At 73.6% G+C, this 12862-nt stretch carries 14 protein-coding genes and 1 tRNA gene; 10 read left to right on the forward strand and 5 right to left on the reverse strand.

The genetic code is table 11. From position 1 onward, the window contains the following. The first annotated feature begins 102 nt into the window (after window positions 1-102). From FE634_RS08165 to FE634_RS08180, 4 genes are all read left to right on the forward strand, one after another. Window positions 103-540: a DUF3052 domain-containing protein gene (locus tag FE634_RS08165; protein WP_138875594.1), complete on the forward strand. Its 438-nt coding sequence runs from the start codon at window positions 103-105 to the stop codon at window positions 538-540. Window positions 541-573: 33 nt separating this feature from the next. After that, window positions 574-2235, forward strand: coding sequence for an AMP-binding protein (locus tag FE634_RS08170; protein WP_148240503.1), 1662 nt, complete (start codon window positions 574-576; stop codon window positions 2233-2235). Beyond that, on the forward strand, window positions 2232-2699 hold the full coding sequence (locus tag FE634_RS08175) for a peroxiredoxin (RefSeq protein ID WP_137292223.1): 468 nt from the start codon (window positions 2232-2234) through the stop codon (window positions 2697-2699). The genes FE634_RS08170 and FE634_RS08175 overlap by 4 nt, the downstream gene beginning before the upstream one ends. Before the next feature lie 155 nt (window positions 2700-2854). Beyond that, window positions 2855-2929: transfer RNA gene (locus FE634_RS08180), tRNA-Val, on the forward strand. Between the two features lie 73 nt (window positions 2930-3002). Here FE634_RS08180 and FE634_RS08185 read toward each other — a convergent pair. Continuing rightward, window positions 3003-3302 carry a DUF3467 domain-containing protein gene (locus tag FE634_RS08185; RefSeq protein ID WP_137292222.1) on the reverse strand — a complete coding sequence of 100 codons (300 nt, stop codon included), beginning with the start codon at window positions 3300-3302 and terminating at the stop codon, window positions 3003-3005. A gap of 139 nt (window positions 3303-3441) precedes the next feature. On the opposite strand from FE634_RS08185, the gene FE634_RS08190 reads away from it, so the two are divergent. After that, window positions 3442-3855 carry a hypothetical protein gene (locus FE634_RS08190; RefSeq protein WP_138875595.1) on the forward strand — a complete coding sequence of 138 codons (414 nt, stop codon included), beginning with the start codon at window positions 3442-3444 and terminating at the stop codon, window positions 3853-3855. Then, window positions 3852-4742, forward strand: coding sequence for a serine/threonine-protein kinase (locus FE634_RS08195; protein WP_246060506.1), 891 nt, complete (start codon window positions 3852-3854; stop codon window positions 4740-4742). The genes FE634_RS08190 and FE634_RS08195 overlap by 4 nt, the downstream gene beginning before the upstream one ends. 103 nt (window positions 4743-4845) lie before the next feature. Here FE634_RS08195 and FE634_RS08200 read toward each other — a convergent pair whose 3' ends face one another. Genes FE634_RS08200 through FE634_RS08210 form a run of 3 tightly spaced genes read right to left on the reverse strand, consistent with a single transcriptional unit; the run spans window position 4846 to window position 7540 of the window. Beyond that, on the reverse strand, window positions 4846-5523 hold the full coding sequence (locus tag FE634_RS08200) for a response regulator transcription factor (RefSeq protein ID WP_138875596.1): 678 nt from the start codon (window positions 5521-5523) through the stop codon (window positions 4846-4848). Continuing rightward, a complete protein-coding gene (locus FE634_RS08205) occupies window positions 5523-6941 on the reverse strand; it encodes a sensor histidine kinase (RefSeq protein ID WP_222847692.1) in 1419 nt (472 codons plus the stop codon). The genes FE634_RS08200 and FE634_RS08205 overlap by 1 nt, the downstream gene beginning before the upstream one ends. Before the next feature lie 50 nt (window positions 6942-6991). After that, entirely contained in the window at window positions 6992-7540 is a 549-nt protein-coding gene (locus FE634_RS08210) for a hypothetical protein (protein WP_138875597.1), read from the reverse strand. Window positions 7541-7668: 128 nt separating this feature from the next. On the opposite strand from FE634_RS08210, the gene FE634_RS08215 reads away from it, so the two are divergent. After that, window positions 7669-9231 (forward strand): AMP-binding protein, encoded by a 1563-nt coding sequence (locus FE634_RS08215; protein ID WP_138875598.1) that lies wholly within the window; start codon window positions 7669-7671, stop codon window positions 9229-9231. A gap of 34 nt (window positions 9232-9265) precedes the next feature. Here the strand turns inward: FE634_RS08215 and FE634_RS08220 are convergent, their stop codons facing one another. Then, window positions 9266-9613 carry a zinc-ribbon domain-containing protein gene (locus FE634_RS08220; protein ID WP_138875599.1) on the reverse strand — a complete coding sequence of 116 codons (348 nt, stop codon included), beginning with the start codon at window positions 9611-9613 and terminating at the stop codon, window positions 9266-9268. A 41-nt stretch (window positions 9614-9654) separates the two neighbouring features. Here FE634_RS08220 and FE634_RS08225 point away from each other — a divergent pair, with 41 nt between their 5' ends. The 3 genes from FE634_RS08225 to FE634_RS08235 are packed head-to-tail and all read left to right on the forward strand — an operon-like array spanning window position 9655 to window position 12705. After that, entirely contained in the window at window positions 9655-10773 is a 1119-nt protein-coding gene (locus FE634_RS08225) for a Nif3-like dinuclear metal center hexameric protein (RefSeq protein WP_138875600.1), read from the forward strand. Window positions 10774-10783: 10 nt separating this feature from the next. Beyond that, window positions 10784-11527: a zinc ribbon domain-containing protein gene (locus FE634_RS08230; RefSeq protein WP_246060505.1), complete on the forward strand. Its 744-nt coding sequence runs from the start codon at window positions 10784-10786 to the stop codon at window positions 11525-11527. A gap of 8 nt (window positions 11528-11535) precedes the next feature. Continuing rightward, window positions 11536-12705: a bifunctional RNase H/acid phosphatase gene (locus FE634_RS08235; protein ID WP_187366857.1), complete on the forward strand. Its 1170-nt coding sequence runs from the start codon at window positions 11536-11538 to the stop codon at window positions 12703-12705. Window positions 12706-12862: the final 157 nt, after the last annotated feature.

Raw genomic sequence — 12862 nt, forward strand, 5'->3', positions numbered from 1 at the left:
CGGGCGCTTGCAGTGTGCGCCCTTCTCCGATGGACTACGGGCCAGCACCCGCGCGCCCGCCCACCCGCAGGCGCGTCCGGCAACCCCGATGGAGGACGTTCAGTGAGCTCGACCGCCGATGGCGGCACCACCCAGTCTGGCCAGACCGACCACGCCGAACGTCTCGGCCTCAGCGCCGGGATGGTCGTCCAGGAGCTCGGCTGGGACAACGACACCGACGACGACCTCCGGGTCGCGATCGAGAACACCTTCGACGCCGACATGGTCGACGGCGACTACGGCAACGTCGTCGACGCCGTCGTCCTCTGGTGGCGCGACGAGGACGGCGACCTGGTCGACGGGCTCGTCGAGGCGCTCACCGACCTCGTGGGCGGCGGCGCGATCTGGCTGCTGACCCCGAAGATCGGACGGCCCAACGCCGTCGACGCCGCCGACATCGCCGAGGCCGCCCCGATCGCCGGGCTCTCCCAGACCATCTCGGCCTCCGTCAGCAAGGACTGGGCCGCGACCCGCCTGGTGGCCCCCAAGACGCCCGCGTGAGCCAGCGACGACACCATCCCTAGGCTGGCCCCCGTGCTCCAGAAGCTGACGACCGGCGTCACCGCGGCCGGGACCTCCCTGAAGGTGCTGGGGCGGGCGGGGGTGATCCGTCCCTACTCGCCGCTGACCCTCGCGCGCCTGGCGCGCACGCTGCGGCAGTGGGGCACCGGACCGGCGGGCGGCTTCGCCTCGCTGGCGCTGCGGATGCCCGAGCGCGTCGGCCTGGTCGACGAGCTCGGGGAGCTCACCTTCGGCGAGCTGCACGCCCGCTCCAACGCCCTGGCCCACGCCCTGCGCGAGCGGGGCGTCGGCGAGGGCGACGCCGTCGCGCTGATGTGCCGCAACCACCGCGGCTTCATCGACGCGAGCATCGCCGTCGCCAAGCTCGGCGCCGACCTCATCCTGCTCAACACCGCCTTCGCGGGTCCGCAGCTGGTGGAGGTGCTCGAGCGCGACCGCCCCACGGTGCTCGTCCACGACCAGGAGTTCACGGCCCTGGTCGAGGAGGCCCCGGTCGGGCTGCGCGTGCTCGCCTGGGTCGACGACGACGCCGCGCGGGGCGACCTGCCGACGCTCGAGTCGCTCATCGAGGGCCGCGACGGCACCGACCTGGGCGCGCCGGCCCACCACGGCCGGATCGTCATCCTCACCTCCGGCACCACCGGTACGCCCAAGGGCGCCCCGCGCAGCGAGGCCGGGGTCGAGGCCGCGGTGTCGCTGCTCGGCTCGATCCCGTTGCGGCACGGCTGGCGCACCCACGTCGCCGCCCCGCTGTTCCACACCTGGGGGTTCGCCCACCTGGCGCTGGCGATGCTGCTCGGCTCCACCGTGGTGCTGCGCCGCCGCTTCGACCCCGAGGACTTCCTGCGCACCGTGCAGGACGCTCGCTGCGAGTCGGCCGCGGTGATCCCGGTGATGCTGCAGCGCGTGCTCGCGCTCCCGGCCGAGACCCTCGACCGCCACGACCTCCGCACGCTCCAGGTGGTCGCGAGCTCCGGCTCGGCGCTGCCCGGCGACCTCGCGACGACGTGGATGGACCGCTTCGGCGACCACCTCTACTCCACCTACGGCTCGACCGAGGTGGCCTACGCCGCCGTCGCGAGCCCCGCCGACCTGCGCGGCAACCCCGGCACCGCGGGTCGCCCGCCCTACGCCACGGTGGTGAGGATCCTCGACGACGACGGCCGGGAGGTCCCGACCGGCACGGCGGGCCGGATCTTCGTCGGCAACGGACTGCTCTTCGAGGGCTACACCGGGGGCGGCCACAAGGAGGTCGTCGACGGCCTGATGTCCTCGGGCGACGTCGGCCGCCTCGACGACGACGGCCTGCTGTTCATCGAGGGCCGCGACGACGAGATGATCGTCTCCGGCGGCGAGAACGTCTTCCCGAAGGAGGTCGAGGACTGCCTCGCCCGCCACGACGCCGTCACCGAGGTGGCCGCGATCGGGGTCGACGACGAGGACTTCGGCACCCGGCTGCGCGCGTTCGTCGTGCGCACCGCCGACGCGGGTGACGACCTCGGCGAGGACGACCTGAAGGACTGGGTCCGGCAGAACCTCGCCCGCTACAAGGTGCCCCGCGAGATCGTGTTCCTCGACGAGCTGCCGCGCAACGCCACGGGCAAGGTGCTCAAGCGCGACCTGGTCCACCACGGCGAGGACGAGCCCGCCGCCGACCGGGACGAGCAGGCGTGACCGGGCTCCTCATGGGCGACACGGCCCCCGACTTCACCTTGCGCGACCAGTTCGGCCAGGACGTCACGCTGTCGGCGTTCCGGGGTCGCAAGGCGGTCGCGATCCTGTTCTACCCGTTCGCGTTCTCGGGCGTGTGCACCGGCGAGATGGCCGGCATCCGCGACCGGCTCGACGAGTTCCTCACCTTCGACACCGAGGTCCTCGGCATCTCCTGCGACCCGGTCTACGCCCAGCGCGCCTTCGCCGACCAGGACGGCCTCAACTTCCCGCTCCTGAGCGACTTCTGGCCGCACGGCGCGGTCACCGCCGCCTACGACGTCCTCGACGAGGAGCGGGGGTGCCCGCGGCGCTCGTCCTACGTCGTGGACCGCGAGGGCGTGCTGCGCTGGGCGGTCCACAACGCCATGCCGGAGGGCCGGGACCTCGACGAGCACCTCCGCCAGCTGCTCGCCGTCGTGGCCTGACCGGTCTGGACCGGTGCGCCGGCTCCGCGCCAGGAGGTTGACCACCGGCGCGTCACGGGTACAGTTTTCCCGTTGAACCGCTGGCGACCCGAGACGCCGGCGGTTCATCTCTTTTTTCCTCGGCTCCCGGTCGCCACTTGTAGGCTCACCGGCGCGGGCGTGTAGCTCAGCGGTAGAGCGCTTCGCTTACAACGAAGTGGTCGGGGGTTCGATCCCCTCCGCGCCCACCACCCCGGCTCCGACCGGGCCCGCGCCCCGTGGCCCCGGCCGACGCGGACCCGGGCCCGCGCCGGCCCGGTCGGCTCAGGACTGACGTCGCTCGGGGTGCTCGGACTCCCACTGCCCGAGCTGGGTCTGCAGGGCCTTCATGACCTCCCACACCTGGGCGGCCGGGATGCGGACCCGGGTCACGACCTGGGCGTCGACCCGGGCCACCGAGGTGCCGTCGTCGTTGCGGGTCGGCACCGGCGGCCGGCTCATCGAGACGAAGTCGAGGATGAAGGTCTCGTTGTTGTGCCACACGCTCGCGAAGTCGGCGTAGTGCCCCTCGACGTGCTCCGGGGGGACGGTGATGTTGAAGGCGGTCGGCAGGTCGTCGCTCATGACCACATCATGCCGACCGGAGGTGAGCGACCTCGGTGAGAGACCTCTCATCACGACCTCACGGACACCTCACCGCGGCCCAGCAGAGTTCTCGGCATCGGGGCCGGACCGCGGCCTCCACCGGAAAGGCACCACCACCATGAAGCTCTCCACGCTCTCCTTCGGCACCCTCGGCGTCGCGGGTCTCGTCGCCGCCGGCCTGATGTCCCTGCCCACCTCGGGCGCGACGGCCGGCGCGGTGAACGACGGCCCCGCCGACGTCGTCAAGCGCGACGAGGACACCGTCGAGGTCGTCCTGGTCGCCGACGACGACGACGACGACACCAACGCCCGCGACAACACCCGGACCGGGGCGGACGACACCAACACCCGCGGCGGCACCAACACCAACTCGCGCAGCCGCAACGACGGCACCGGCACCGGCACCCGCACCGGCAAGGACGACAGCCGCGAGCGCCGGGTCAAGGACTGGACGCGTGACGGCGGCGACCGGACCCGCGACTGGTCGGCCAACCAGACCAACGACCGCTCGCGCCACAACACCCGCCGTTGACCGCCGGCTGGCGGCTCCGTGAGGGAGACGCGATCACCTCCGAGCTGACCGCCATGCGGCTGCTCGGGGGTGGGTCGGCCTACGAGGCCTACCTCGCCTTCGACGAGATCACCCTCGCCCCGGTCGTGGTGAAGATCGTCCGTCCCGACCAGGTCGAGGACCCGAGCAGCCTGCGCGGCCTCGACCGGGAGGTCCGGGCCCTGGCCCGGGCCAACCACCCGGTCGTCGTCCGCGGGCTGCGGCACCAGCTCGACGGCGACCGGCCGCACGTCGTCCTGGAGAACATCGACGGCCCGCGGCTCTCGAGCCTGATCCGGCGCACCGGCCGGCTCTCCGAGCAGCAGTACCTGCCGCTGGCGATCGACCTGGCCTCGGCGCTGCACTACTTCCGCCACGTCGACGTGTGCCACCTCGACATCAAGCCCAGCAACGTGATCATGGGCGCCCCGGCGCGGCTGATCGACCTCTCGGTCGCGCGGCCGGGGGAGCGGGCGGCGCGGCTGGAGGTGCCCATCGGCACCGACTTCTACATGGCGCCCGAGCAGTGCCTGCCCGGCGACGGGCCCGGAGCGCGCGGGCTGCCCGGCCACGCCAGCGACGTCTGGGGGCTCGGGGCCACCCTGTTCCACGCGGTGGCCGGCTACCGGCCCTTCGACGAGGGCGACGCCGACGCCGCCGACCCCGGCGTCCGGTTCCCGCAGCTCGTCGACGAGCCCTACACGCTGCCCGCCGGCGTCCCGGCGGCCGTGGCCGAGGTGCTCCACGCCACGCTCCAGCCCGACCCGGCCGACCGTCCCGAGCCGCGCGACGTCGCCGACGCGCTCGAGCCCGTGCTCGCCGCCCAGCCGGCGGCCCGGCTCACCTTCAAGGTCAACGGCGGCCGCTGACGTCGCCGGCGGCCGCCCGCCGACGACCCGCACGACCCGCACGACCCGCCCGGCCCGACTCCTGCTCGGGCCGGGCGTCGTCGTCCCCGGACCGGGTGGCGACTCATGCGTTGAAGCGGTAGCCCATCCCACGCACCGTCGTGATGGTCTGGGGACCGAACTTCCGGCGCAGGTAGCCGACGTAGACGTCGACCACGTTGGACCCGGGGTCGAAGTCGAGGCCCCACACGTGGTCGAGGAGCTGCTCGCGCGAGAGCACGTTGCCGGCGTTGAGCATGAACGTCTCGGCGAGGGTGAACTCGCGTGCCGACAGGTCGACGTCGCGCCCGTCGGTGGTGGCCCGGCGGGTGCGCAGGTCGAGCCGGACGCCGCCGGCCTCGAGGACCTCGCGGACGCCGGCCCCGCCGCCCTCCCCGGCGCCGTGCTGGCGCAGACGGAGCCGGATCCGGGCGAGCAGCTCGGCGAAGCGGAACGGCTTGGGCATGTAGTCGTCGGCGCCTCCCTCCAGCGCGAGCACGGTGTCGCTCACCGAGTCGCGGGCGGTGAGCACGATGACCGGGATGCGGGAGCCCTGCGCCCGCAGCTGCTCGAGGACGTCGAAGCCGTCGATGCCCGGCAGCCCGATGTCGAGCACGACCAGGTCGTGGGCGCCGCTGAGCACCTCGTCGAGCCCGGTGGGCCCGTCGGTGGCGATCGTGGCGACGTGGCCCTCCGAGCGCAGACCCTTGGCGACGAACGACGCGATCCGCGCCTCGTCCTCCACGATGAGGATGCGGGCCATCAGGTCTCCTGCCGGGTCGGGACGTCGTCGGGTGGGCCGGAGCCGTGGGTCCGGGGCAGCTGCGGGGGCGGGGGCGCCTGGGGCACCGAGAACACGAACCGGGCCCCGCCGTCGTACTCGGCGTCCAGCCACGCGTCGCCGCCGTGGGCGCGGGCGATGGCGGTGACGATGGCCAGCCCCAGCCCGAAGCCGTCGGTGGTGGTGTCGTGGCCGCGACCGAACCGCTCGAAGATCCGTTCCCGGTCCTCGGGCGCCACCCCGACGCCGGTGTCGCGGACCCAGAAGAGGACCGAGCCCGAGTCGAGCGCCGAGCCGAGCGCGACGACGTCGCCGGGGACGGTGTGCTTGACGGCGTTGTGGGCGAGCTGGAGCAGGGCCTGGGTGATCCGCTGCGGGTCGGCCGACACGGTGGCGCCGGCGGTGCCGTCGACCGACCAGGCCCGCTCGCCCAGCCCGGCGGCCTTCGCGGCGGCCGCGTCGGTCAGCGCGGCGGCGTCGACCGGGGAGAGCTTGAGGAACCCGGGCCGGTCGGTCTTGGCCAGCAGGATCAGGTCGTCGACCAGGCGCCGCATCCGGTCGATCTCGTCGAGGAGCAGGTCGCGGGTCTCGGCGACCTCCCGGGGGTCGTCGCTGTCGAGCAGCTCGAGGTGGCCCTGGAGGATCGTCAGCGGCGTCCGCAGCTCGTGGCCGGCGTCGTCGAGGAGCTGTCGCTGGCCGAGGAACGCCGACTCGAGCCGGTCGAGCATGCCGTTGATGGTGCGGGTCAGCGCGGTGATGTCGTCGTTGCCGGTGACCGGGAGCCGCCGCGACAGGTCGGTCTCGGTGATCTCCTCGGCGGTGTCGCGCACCACGCGCAGCGGGGCCAGTGCCCGCCCGGCCTGCCAGAAGGCGATCGCGATGATGAGGAACAGCGAGAGGGTGCTGACGATCGCGTAGGTGCGCATCGTGCCGCGGATCTCGTCGCGGTCCTCCTCGAGGAAGTTGATGACGACGAGCGCGCCGGCCTCGCCGTCGATCAGCACGGTCTGCGAGGACAGCAGCACCTCGCCGACGTCGGTGGAGATCCGCGTGGAGCCGTCGGAGTCCAGCAGCGGCTCGACCGCGTCGAGGAAGACCTGCTGCTCGAACAGGTCGTTGGCGGCGTTCGGGGTCGGGATGAACTCCCGCTCGCCCACCCGGCCGTAGAGGAGCTCGTCGTCGTCGGGCACGTTGCGGGCCAGGAACGTCGACAGCAGCGGCACCGCGCCGTTCCACGTCTCGGTGGTGGCCAGGTTCTCGAACTCCTGGAACTCCTGGTCGACCTCGTTGATGGTGTTGGCCTCGAGGCGCTGCATCTCGATGACGTACACGATCAGCCCGGACCCGCCGAGGGCGGAGGCCACGAGCAGGGCGACGGCGGCGGTGATGCGCAGGCGCACCGAGGCGCCCGGCCGTCGTGGCCGGGCGCCGGTGGTGGCGGTCGAGGTGGTCAGTCGTCGTCCTGGTCGTCGTCGCGGTCGTCGTCCCGGTCGTCGTCGTCGCCGTCGCCGTCGTCGTCGCCGTCGCGGGTGCGGTCGTCATCGTCGCGCGTCCGGTCGTCGTCGCCCTGGGCGGCCTGCCCGGACGGCGCCGCCGGGGCCGGCTGCGCGTCGTCGCGGGGTGGGCGGGCCTCGCGGGTGCGGGTCCGCGCGTCGTCCCCACCGGCACCGTCGTCGCCACCGTCGTCGCCACCGCCGGCGTAGGTGTCGTCGTCGTCCTCGTCGTCGTCGTCGGTGTCGTCGTCCTCCGGCACCGCCTCGGGACGCGGCGGCACCACGGTGGGCTCGTCGGAACGGGCGTCGCGGGAGGGGCGCTCGGACGGCGTCGGGTCGCCGCCGGAGTCGCCGCCGGAGTCACCGCCGGAGTCGCTGCGGTCGATCACGATCGTGTCGCGGTCGTCGGGCTGGGCGACGCCGGAGGCGATCAGGGATCCGACGACGTAGCCGCCGACCGGGAGCACGACGACCAGCGCGACCACGATCTTCCACAGCGGGCTCATGAGGGTCACGCTGCCCCGCGCGGGTGGGGTCCGCGTGAGACGACCATGAGAGGTCTCTCATGGACCAGCCTGCCGGCAACGTCGGGCTCACTACAGTGACGAGGGTCACCGATGCTCCAGGAGGGCCCATGTTCGTCCCGCTCACCGTCCGTGACTTCCTCGACCGCGCCGTGCAGGTCTACGGCGACCGGGTCGGCGCCGTCGACGAGCCCGACCAGCCGGCGCCGTCGCTGGGCGAGGTCACCTACGCCGAGATCGGCGACCTCGCGAGGCGCCAGGCCGCCCGCCTCGACGAGCTCGGCATCGGCGTGGGGGAGCGGGTCGCGGTCGTCAGCCACAACAGCGCGCGGCTCCTGACGTCGTTCTTCGGCGTGGCCGGGTCGGGCCGGGTGCTGGTGCCGGTGAACTTCCGGCTCCGCCCCGACGAGGTGCGCTACATCATCGAGCACTCCGGGGCCCGGGTCGTCTACCTCGACCCCGAGCTCGACGAGGCCCTGGCCGACGTCACCGCCGAGCACCGCTTCGTGCTCGGTGACGACGCCGACCTCTACGGCCCGGCCGGCGTCGAGCCCACGCCGTGGGAGCCCGACGAGGGCGCCACCGCGTGCATCAACTACACCTCCGGCACCACCGCCCGTCCCAAGGGCGTGCAGATCACCCACCGCAACATCTGGGTCAACGCCGTCACGTTCGCGATGCACACCACGGTCAGCGACCGCGACGTCTACCTGCACACCCTGCCGATGTTCCACGCCAACGGCTGGGGCATGCCGTTCGCGATGACCGGCCTCGGGGTGAAGCAGGTCGTGCTGCGCAAGATCGACGGCGCGGAGATCCTGCGCCGGGTGCGCGACCACGGGGTGACGGTGATGTGTGCCGCGCCGGCGGTGGCGGCCGCCGTCCTCGAGGCCGCGCAGACGTGGGAGGGCGAGATCCCCGGTCGCGACCGGGTGCGGATCATCATGGCGGGCGCCCCGCCGCCGACGAGGACCGTGGCGCGGGTCGAGGCCGAGCTGGGCTGGGAGTTCATCCAGATCTACGGCCTCACCGAGACCTCGCCGCTGCTCACCATCAACCGCAGCCGCGCCGAGTGGGACGACCTGCCCGCCGAGGAGCGGGCCACGCTGCTCACCCGGGCCGGGGCGCCCGCGCTCGGCGTCCGGCTCAGCGTGAGCGAGCCCGACGAGGACGGCGGCCCCTCCGGTGAGCTGCTGGCCCGGTCGAACGTCGTCCTCGAGGGCTACTGGGAGCAGCCCGAGGAGTCCGCGACGGCCCTTGCCGGGGGGTGGTTCCACACCGGCGACGGCGCCTCGATCGGCGACGACGGCTACGTGACGATCCAGGACCGCAAGAAGGACGTCATCATCACCGGCGGCGAGAACGTGTCCTCGATCGAGGTGGAGGACGTGCTCTTCTCGCACCCGGCGGTGGAGGAGGTCGCGGTGATCGGCGTCCCGAGCGAGAAGTGGGGCGAGACGATCAAGGCGCTCGTCGTCCTCGCCGACGGCGAGCAGCCGGGTCCCGAGAAGGAGGCCGAGCTGATCGCCTGGTGCAAGGAGCGCGCGGCCGGCTACAAGGCGCCGACCTCGATCGAGTTCCGCGACGAGCTGGCCCGCACGGCCACCGGGAAGCTGCAGAAGTTCAAGCTCCGCGCGCCGTACTGGGAGGGCCGCGAGCGCCAGGTGAACTGAGACCGGCCGCCGCGGTCCCGTCCCCGCGCGCGGGTCAGTGCTTCGGCGGGGTCTGCCCGTACGGCGGCGGTGCCTGCTGCCCGTACGGCGGCGGTGCCTGCTGCCCGTAGGGCGGCGGGCCGGGCTGCTGGGGCGCCGCGGAGGCGTTGAGCTGGGCGGTGCACCGCTCGGCGTCCTGCTCGGTCAGCGTCGACTGGAGACCGCAGAAGGTGCAGTCCAGGTAGTACCGGGTCGAGGTGGTGAACAGCGGGATCCAGAAGAGGGTGAACTTCTTGCGCAGCCGGTGCAGCCGGTGCGCGGCTGGGTTGTGGCAGCGCGCGCAGACGAGGTTGCCGGTGGCGAGCAGGGTGAGGTACGGCTTCCAGCCCCAGATCAGGATCATGCGGGCAGCGTAGGCCCGCTCGGCCCCTCTAGGGTGAGGCAGTGCCTTCCCTCCACGACGTCGTCGACCTGGTCCACACCTGGTACCCACCGCACACCGCCGAGGGATGGGACGCCGTCGGGCTCGTCTGGGGCGACCCGGACCGCGCGGTCGCCAAGGTGATGCTCGCCATCGACGTGACGCCGGAGGTCGCGACCGAGGCCGCCGAGTGGGGGGCCGACCTGCTGCTCGTGCACCACCCGCTGTTCCTCAAGCCCGTGCACGGGTTCCCCGCGACCACGCCCAAGGGCCGCTCGCTGAGCACCCTGGTCGGCGCCGGCTGCGCGCTGCTCACCGCCCACACCAACGCCGACCAGGCCGCCGGGGGAGTCTCCGAGGCCCTCGCCACGGCGCTCGGGATCGCCGACCAGGAGCCGATCCTCCCGGCCGCGGGCGAGCCGATCGACAAGCTCACCTTCTACGTCCCGGCCGACGCCGCCTCGATCGTGCGGGCCGCGGTGGCCGAGGCGGGGGCCGGCACCATCGGCAACTACGACTTCGCCTCGTTCTCCTCGCCCGGGCACGGCCGGTTCCGTCCGCTCGACGGGGCCGAGCCGATGATCGGCACGGTCGGTGCGATCTCGGAGGTGGAGGAGGTGCGGGTCGAGGTCGTCCTCCCGCGCGGTCGCCGGCGCCAGGTGGTGGCGGCGATGCTGGCCGCCCACCCCTACGAGGAGCCGGCCCACGACGTCGTCCAGGTCGCCGACAGCGGGGCCGCGAGCACCGGCACCGGCCGGATCGGGACGATCACCCCGGTGACCCTGGGGGAGTTCGCCGCCCAGGTCGCCGCGGCGCTGCCCGAGACCCACCACGGCGTCCGGGTCGCCGGCGACCCCGCCCGCCGGGTCCGCCGCGTCGCGGTGTGCGGCGGCGCCGGCGACTTCCTGCTCGACGACGTCCTGCGCACCGACGCCGACGTCTACGTCACCAGCGACCTGCGCCACCACCCGGCGGCCGAGTTCCTCGAGAAGGGCGGCCCGGCGCTGGTCGACGTCGCCCACTGGGCGGCGGAGTCGACCTGGCTCCCGGTGGTGGCCGAGCGGCTCGGCGCGAGCCTCGGCGAGGCCGTCGAGACCCGGGTCAGCACCCGGGTGACGGACCCGTGGACAATGCGGCTGTGAGGACATCGTCGTGAAGGCAGACCCGAAGGACCAGCTCCGTCTCCTGGACGTGCAGGCGCTCGACTCGCGCGCCGACCAGCTGCGTCACCAGCGCTCGCACCTGCCCGAGCTGGCCGAGATGGCGACCCTCCAGGCGAGCCGGAACGAGGTCGAGGACCAGCGCCGCGACGCCCAGATCGTCGTCGACGACCTGGTCGCGGCGCAGCGCAAGGCCGACCAGGACGTCGAGGCCGTCAAGGCCCGCCGCGCCCGCGATCGCGACCGGATGGACCAGGGGCTGATCAAGAACCCCAAGGACCTCGAGCGGATGCAGCACGAGCTGGAGTCGCTCGAGCGCCGGATCGGCACCCTCGAGGACGAGGAGATCGAGATCATGGAGCAGCTCGAGGAGGCGCAGGCCGCCCTCGGCGAGCTGGTCCAGCGCGTCGCCGCGAGCGACGAGCGCCTCGCCGAGCTCGCCGAGCTGCGCGACCGCAAGACCGCGGAGGTCGACGTCCAGCTCGCGCAGGTCGAGGCCGACCGCGGACCGGCGGCCGAGGGGCTGCCCGCCGACCTGGTCGCGCTCTACGACAAGCTCCGCGCCAGCAAGGGCGGGGTCGGCGCCGCCGCGCTGTCCCAGCGCCGCTGCACCGGCTGCCAGCTGGGCATCGACAACGCCGAGCTCGGCGTCATCCGCGCCACCCCGGTCGACACCGTGGTGCGGTGCGAGGAGTGCTCACGGATCCTCGTGCGCACCCCCGAGTCCGGGGTCTAGGCCCACCGGTGGGTGCGACGGGCCCGCGCGCGGTCGTCATCGAGGCCGACGGCGGGTCGCGGGGCAACCCGGGGCCGGCCGGGTACGGCGCGGTGCTCACCGACGCCGACACCGGGGCGGTGATCGCCGAGGACGGCTCCGTGATCGGGCGCGCCACGAACAACGTGGCCGAGTACTCCGGGCTGATCGCCGGCCTGCGGATGGCCGCCGACCTGGCCCCGGACGCCGTCGTCGAGGTCCGGATGGACTCCAAGCTCGTCGTCGAGCAGATGTCGGGCCGCTGGAAGGTCAAGCACCCCGACATGCGCCCGCTGCACGCCGAGGCGACCCGCCTGGCACCGCCCGGGACGACGTACACGTGGGTGCCGCGGGCTCGCAACGCCCACGCCGACCGGCTCGCCAACGAGGCGCTGGACGGCGAGCGGTCGGGCGTCACGGTCACCGGCATCGACCCGGAACCCGCGGACTCCCTCCTCGAGGAGGTGCAGGAGGCCGCCGAGCCCCCCGCGCGCGGATGGGGCGGCCCCGGCGTCGCCACCACGGTGATCCTCGTGCGGCACGGCGTCACCCGGCACACCCAGGCCAAGCGGTTCTCCGGCGGTCTCGGCGGCGACAACCCGCCGCTGAGCGAGGAGGGTCGCGACCAGGTCCGGGCGGCGGGCGAGTGGCTGCTGCCGATGGCCGACCGGGTCGACGCGATCGTCGCCTCGCCGGTGCGGCGGACCCGCGAGTCCGCCGACCTCCTCGGCGAGCTGCTCGGCGTCGCGGTCACCGAGGAGCCCGGCTTCGCCGAGATGGAGTTCGGCCACTGGGACGGCCTGACCTTCGCCGAGGTGGGCGAGCGGCACGGCGAGGAGCTGGGCGCCTGGCTCGGCGCGCTCGACGTCGCGCCCCGCGGCGGGGAGTCGTTCCGCGTCGTCCAGGAGCGGGTGCTGGCCGGGCTGGAGCGGCTGCGGTCCGAGCACGCCGGCCGCACGGTGGTCGTCGTGAGCCACGTGACCCCGATCAAGACCCTCGTCGCGCACGCCCTGGACGCGCCGCTCGAGGCGGTCTTCCGCATGGAGCTGTCGCCGGCGTCGGTCACGGTGCTGTCGTGGTACGACGACGGCCGCGCCTCGATGCGTCTCTACAACGCCCTGCCGCCGGCCCGCGACGCGTTCGCCGGCGCCTCCTGGTAGCGCCGGCCCGGCGCCCGCGGCGCCGGTCGCCGTGCGCCGGGATGTCGGTGCCGGGTGCCACGATCAGCCCGACGGTTCGCGTAGGCTGACGTCCTTCCCTCAGGATCGACGCTCTTCCCCCGCCGGCCTGTCAGCACCACCGTCCACGGCCGGTCCG

This window comes from Nocardioides sp. S-1144 (genome assembly GCF_005954645.2).
Taxonomy (GTDB): domain Bacteria; phylum Actinomycetota; class Actinomycetes; order Propionibacteriales; family Nocardioidaceae; genus Nocardioides; species Nocardioides dongxiaopingii.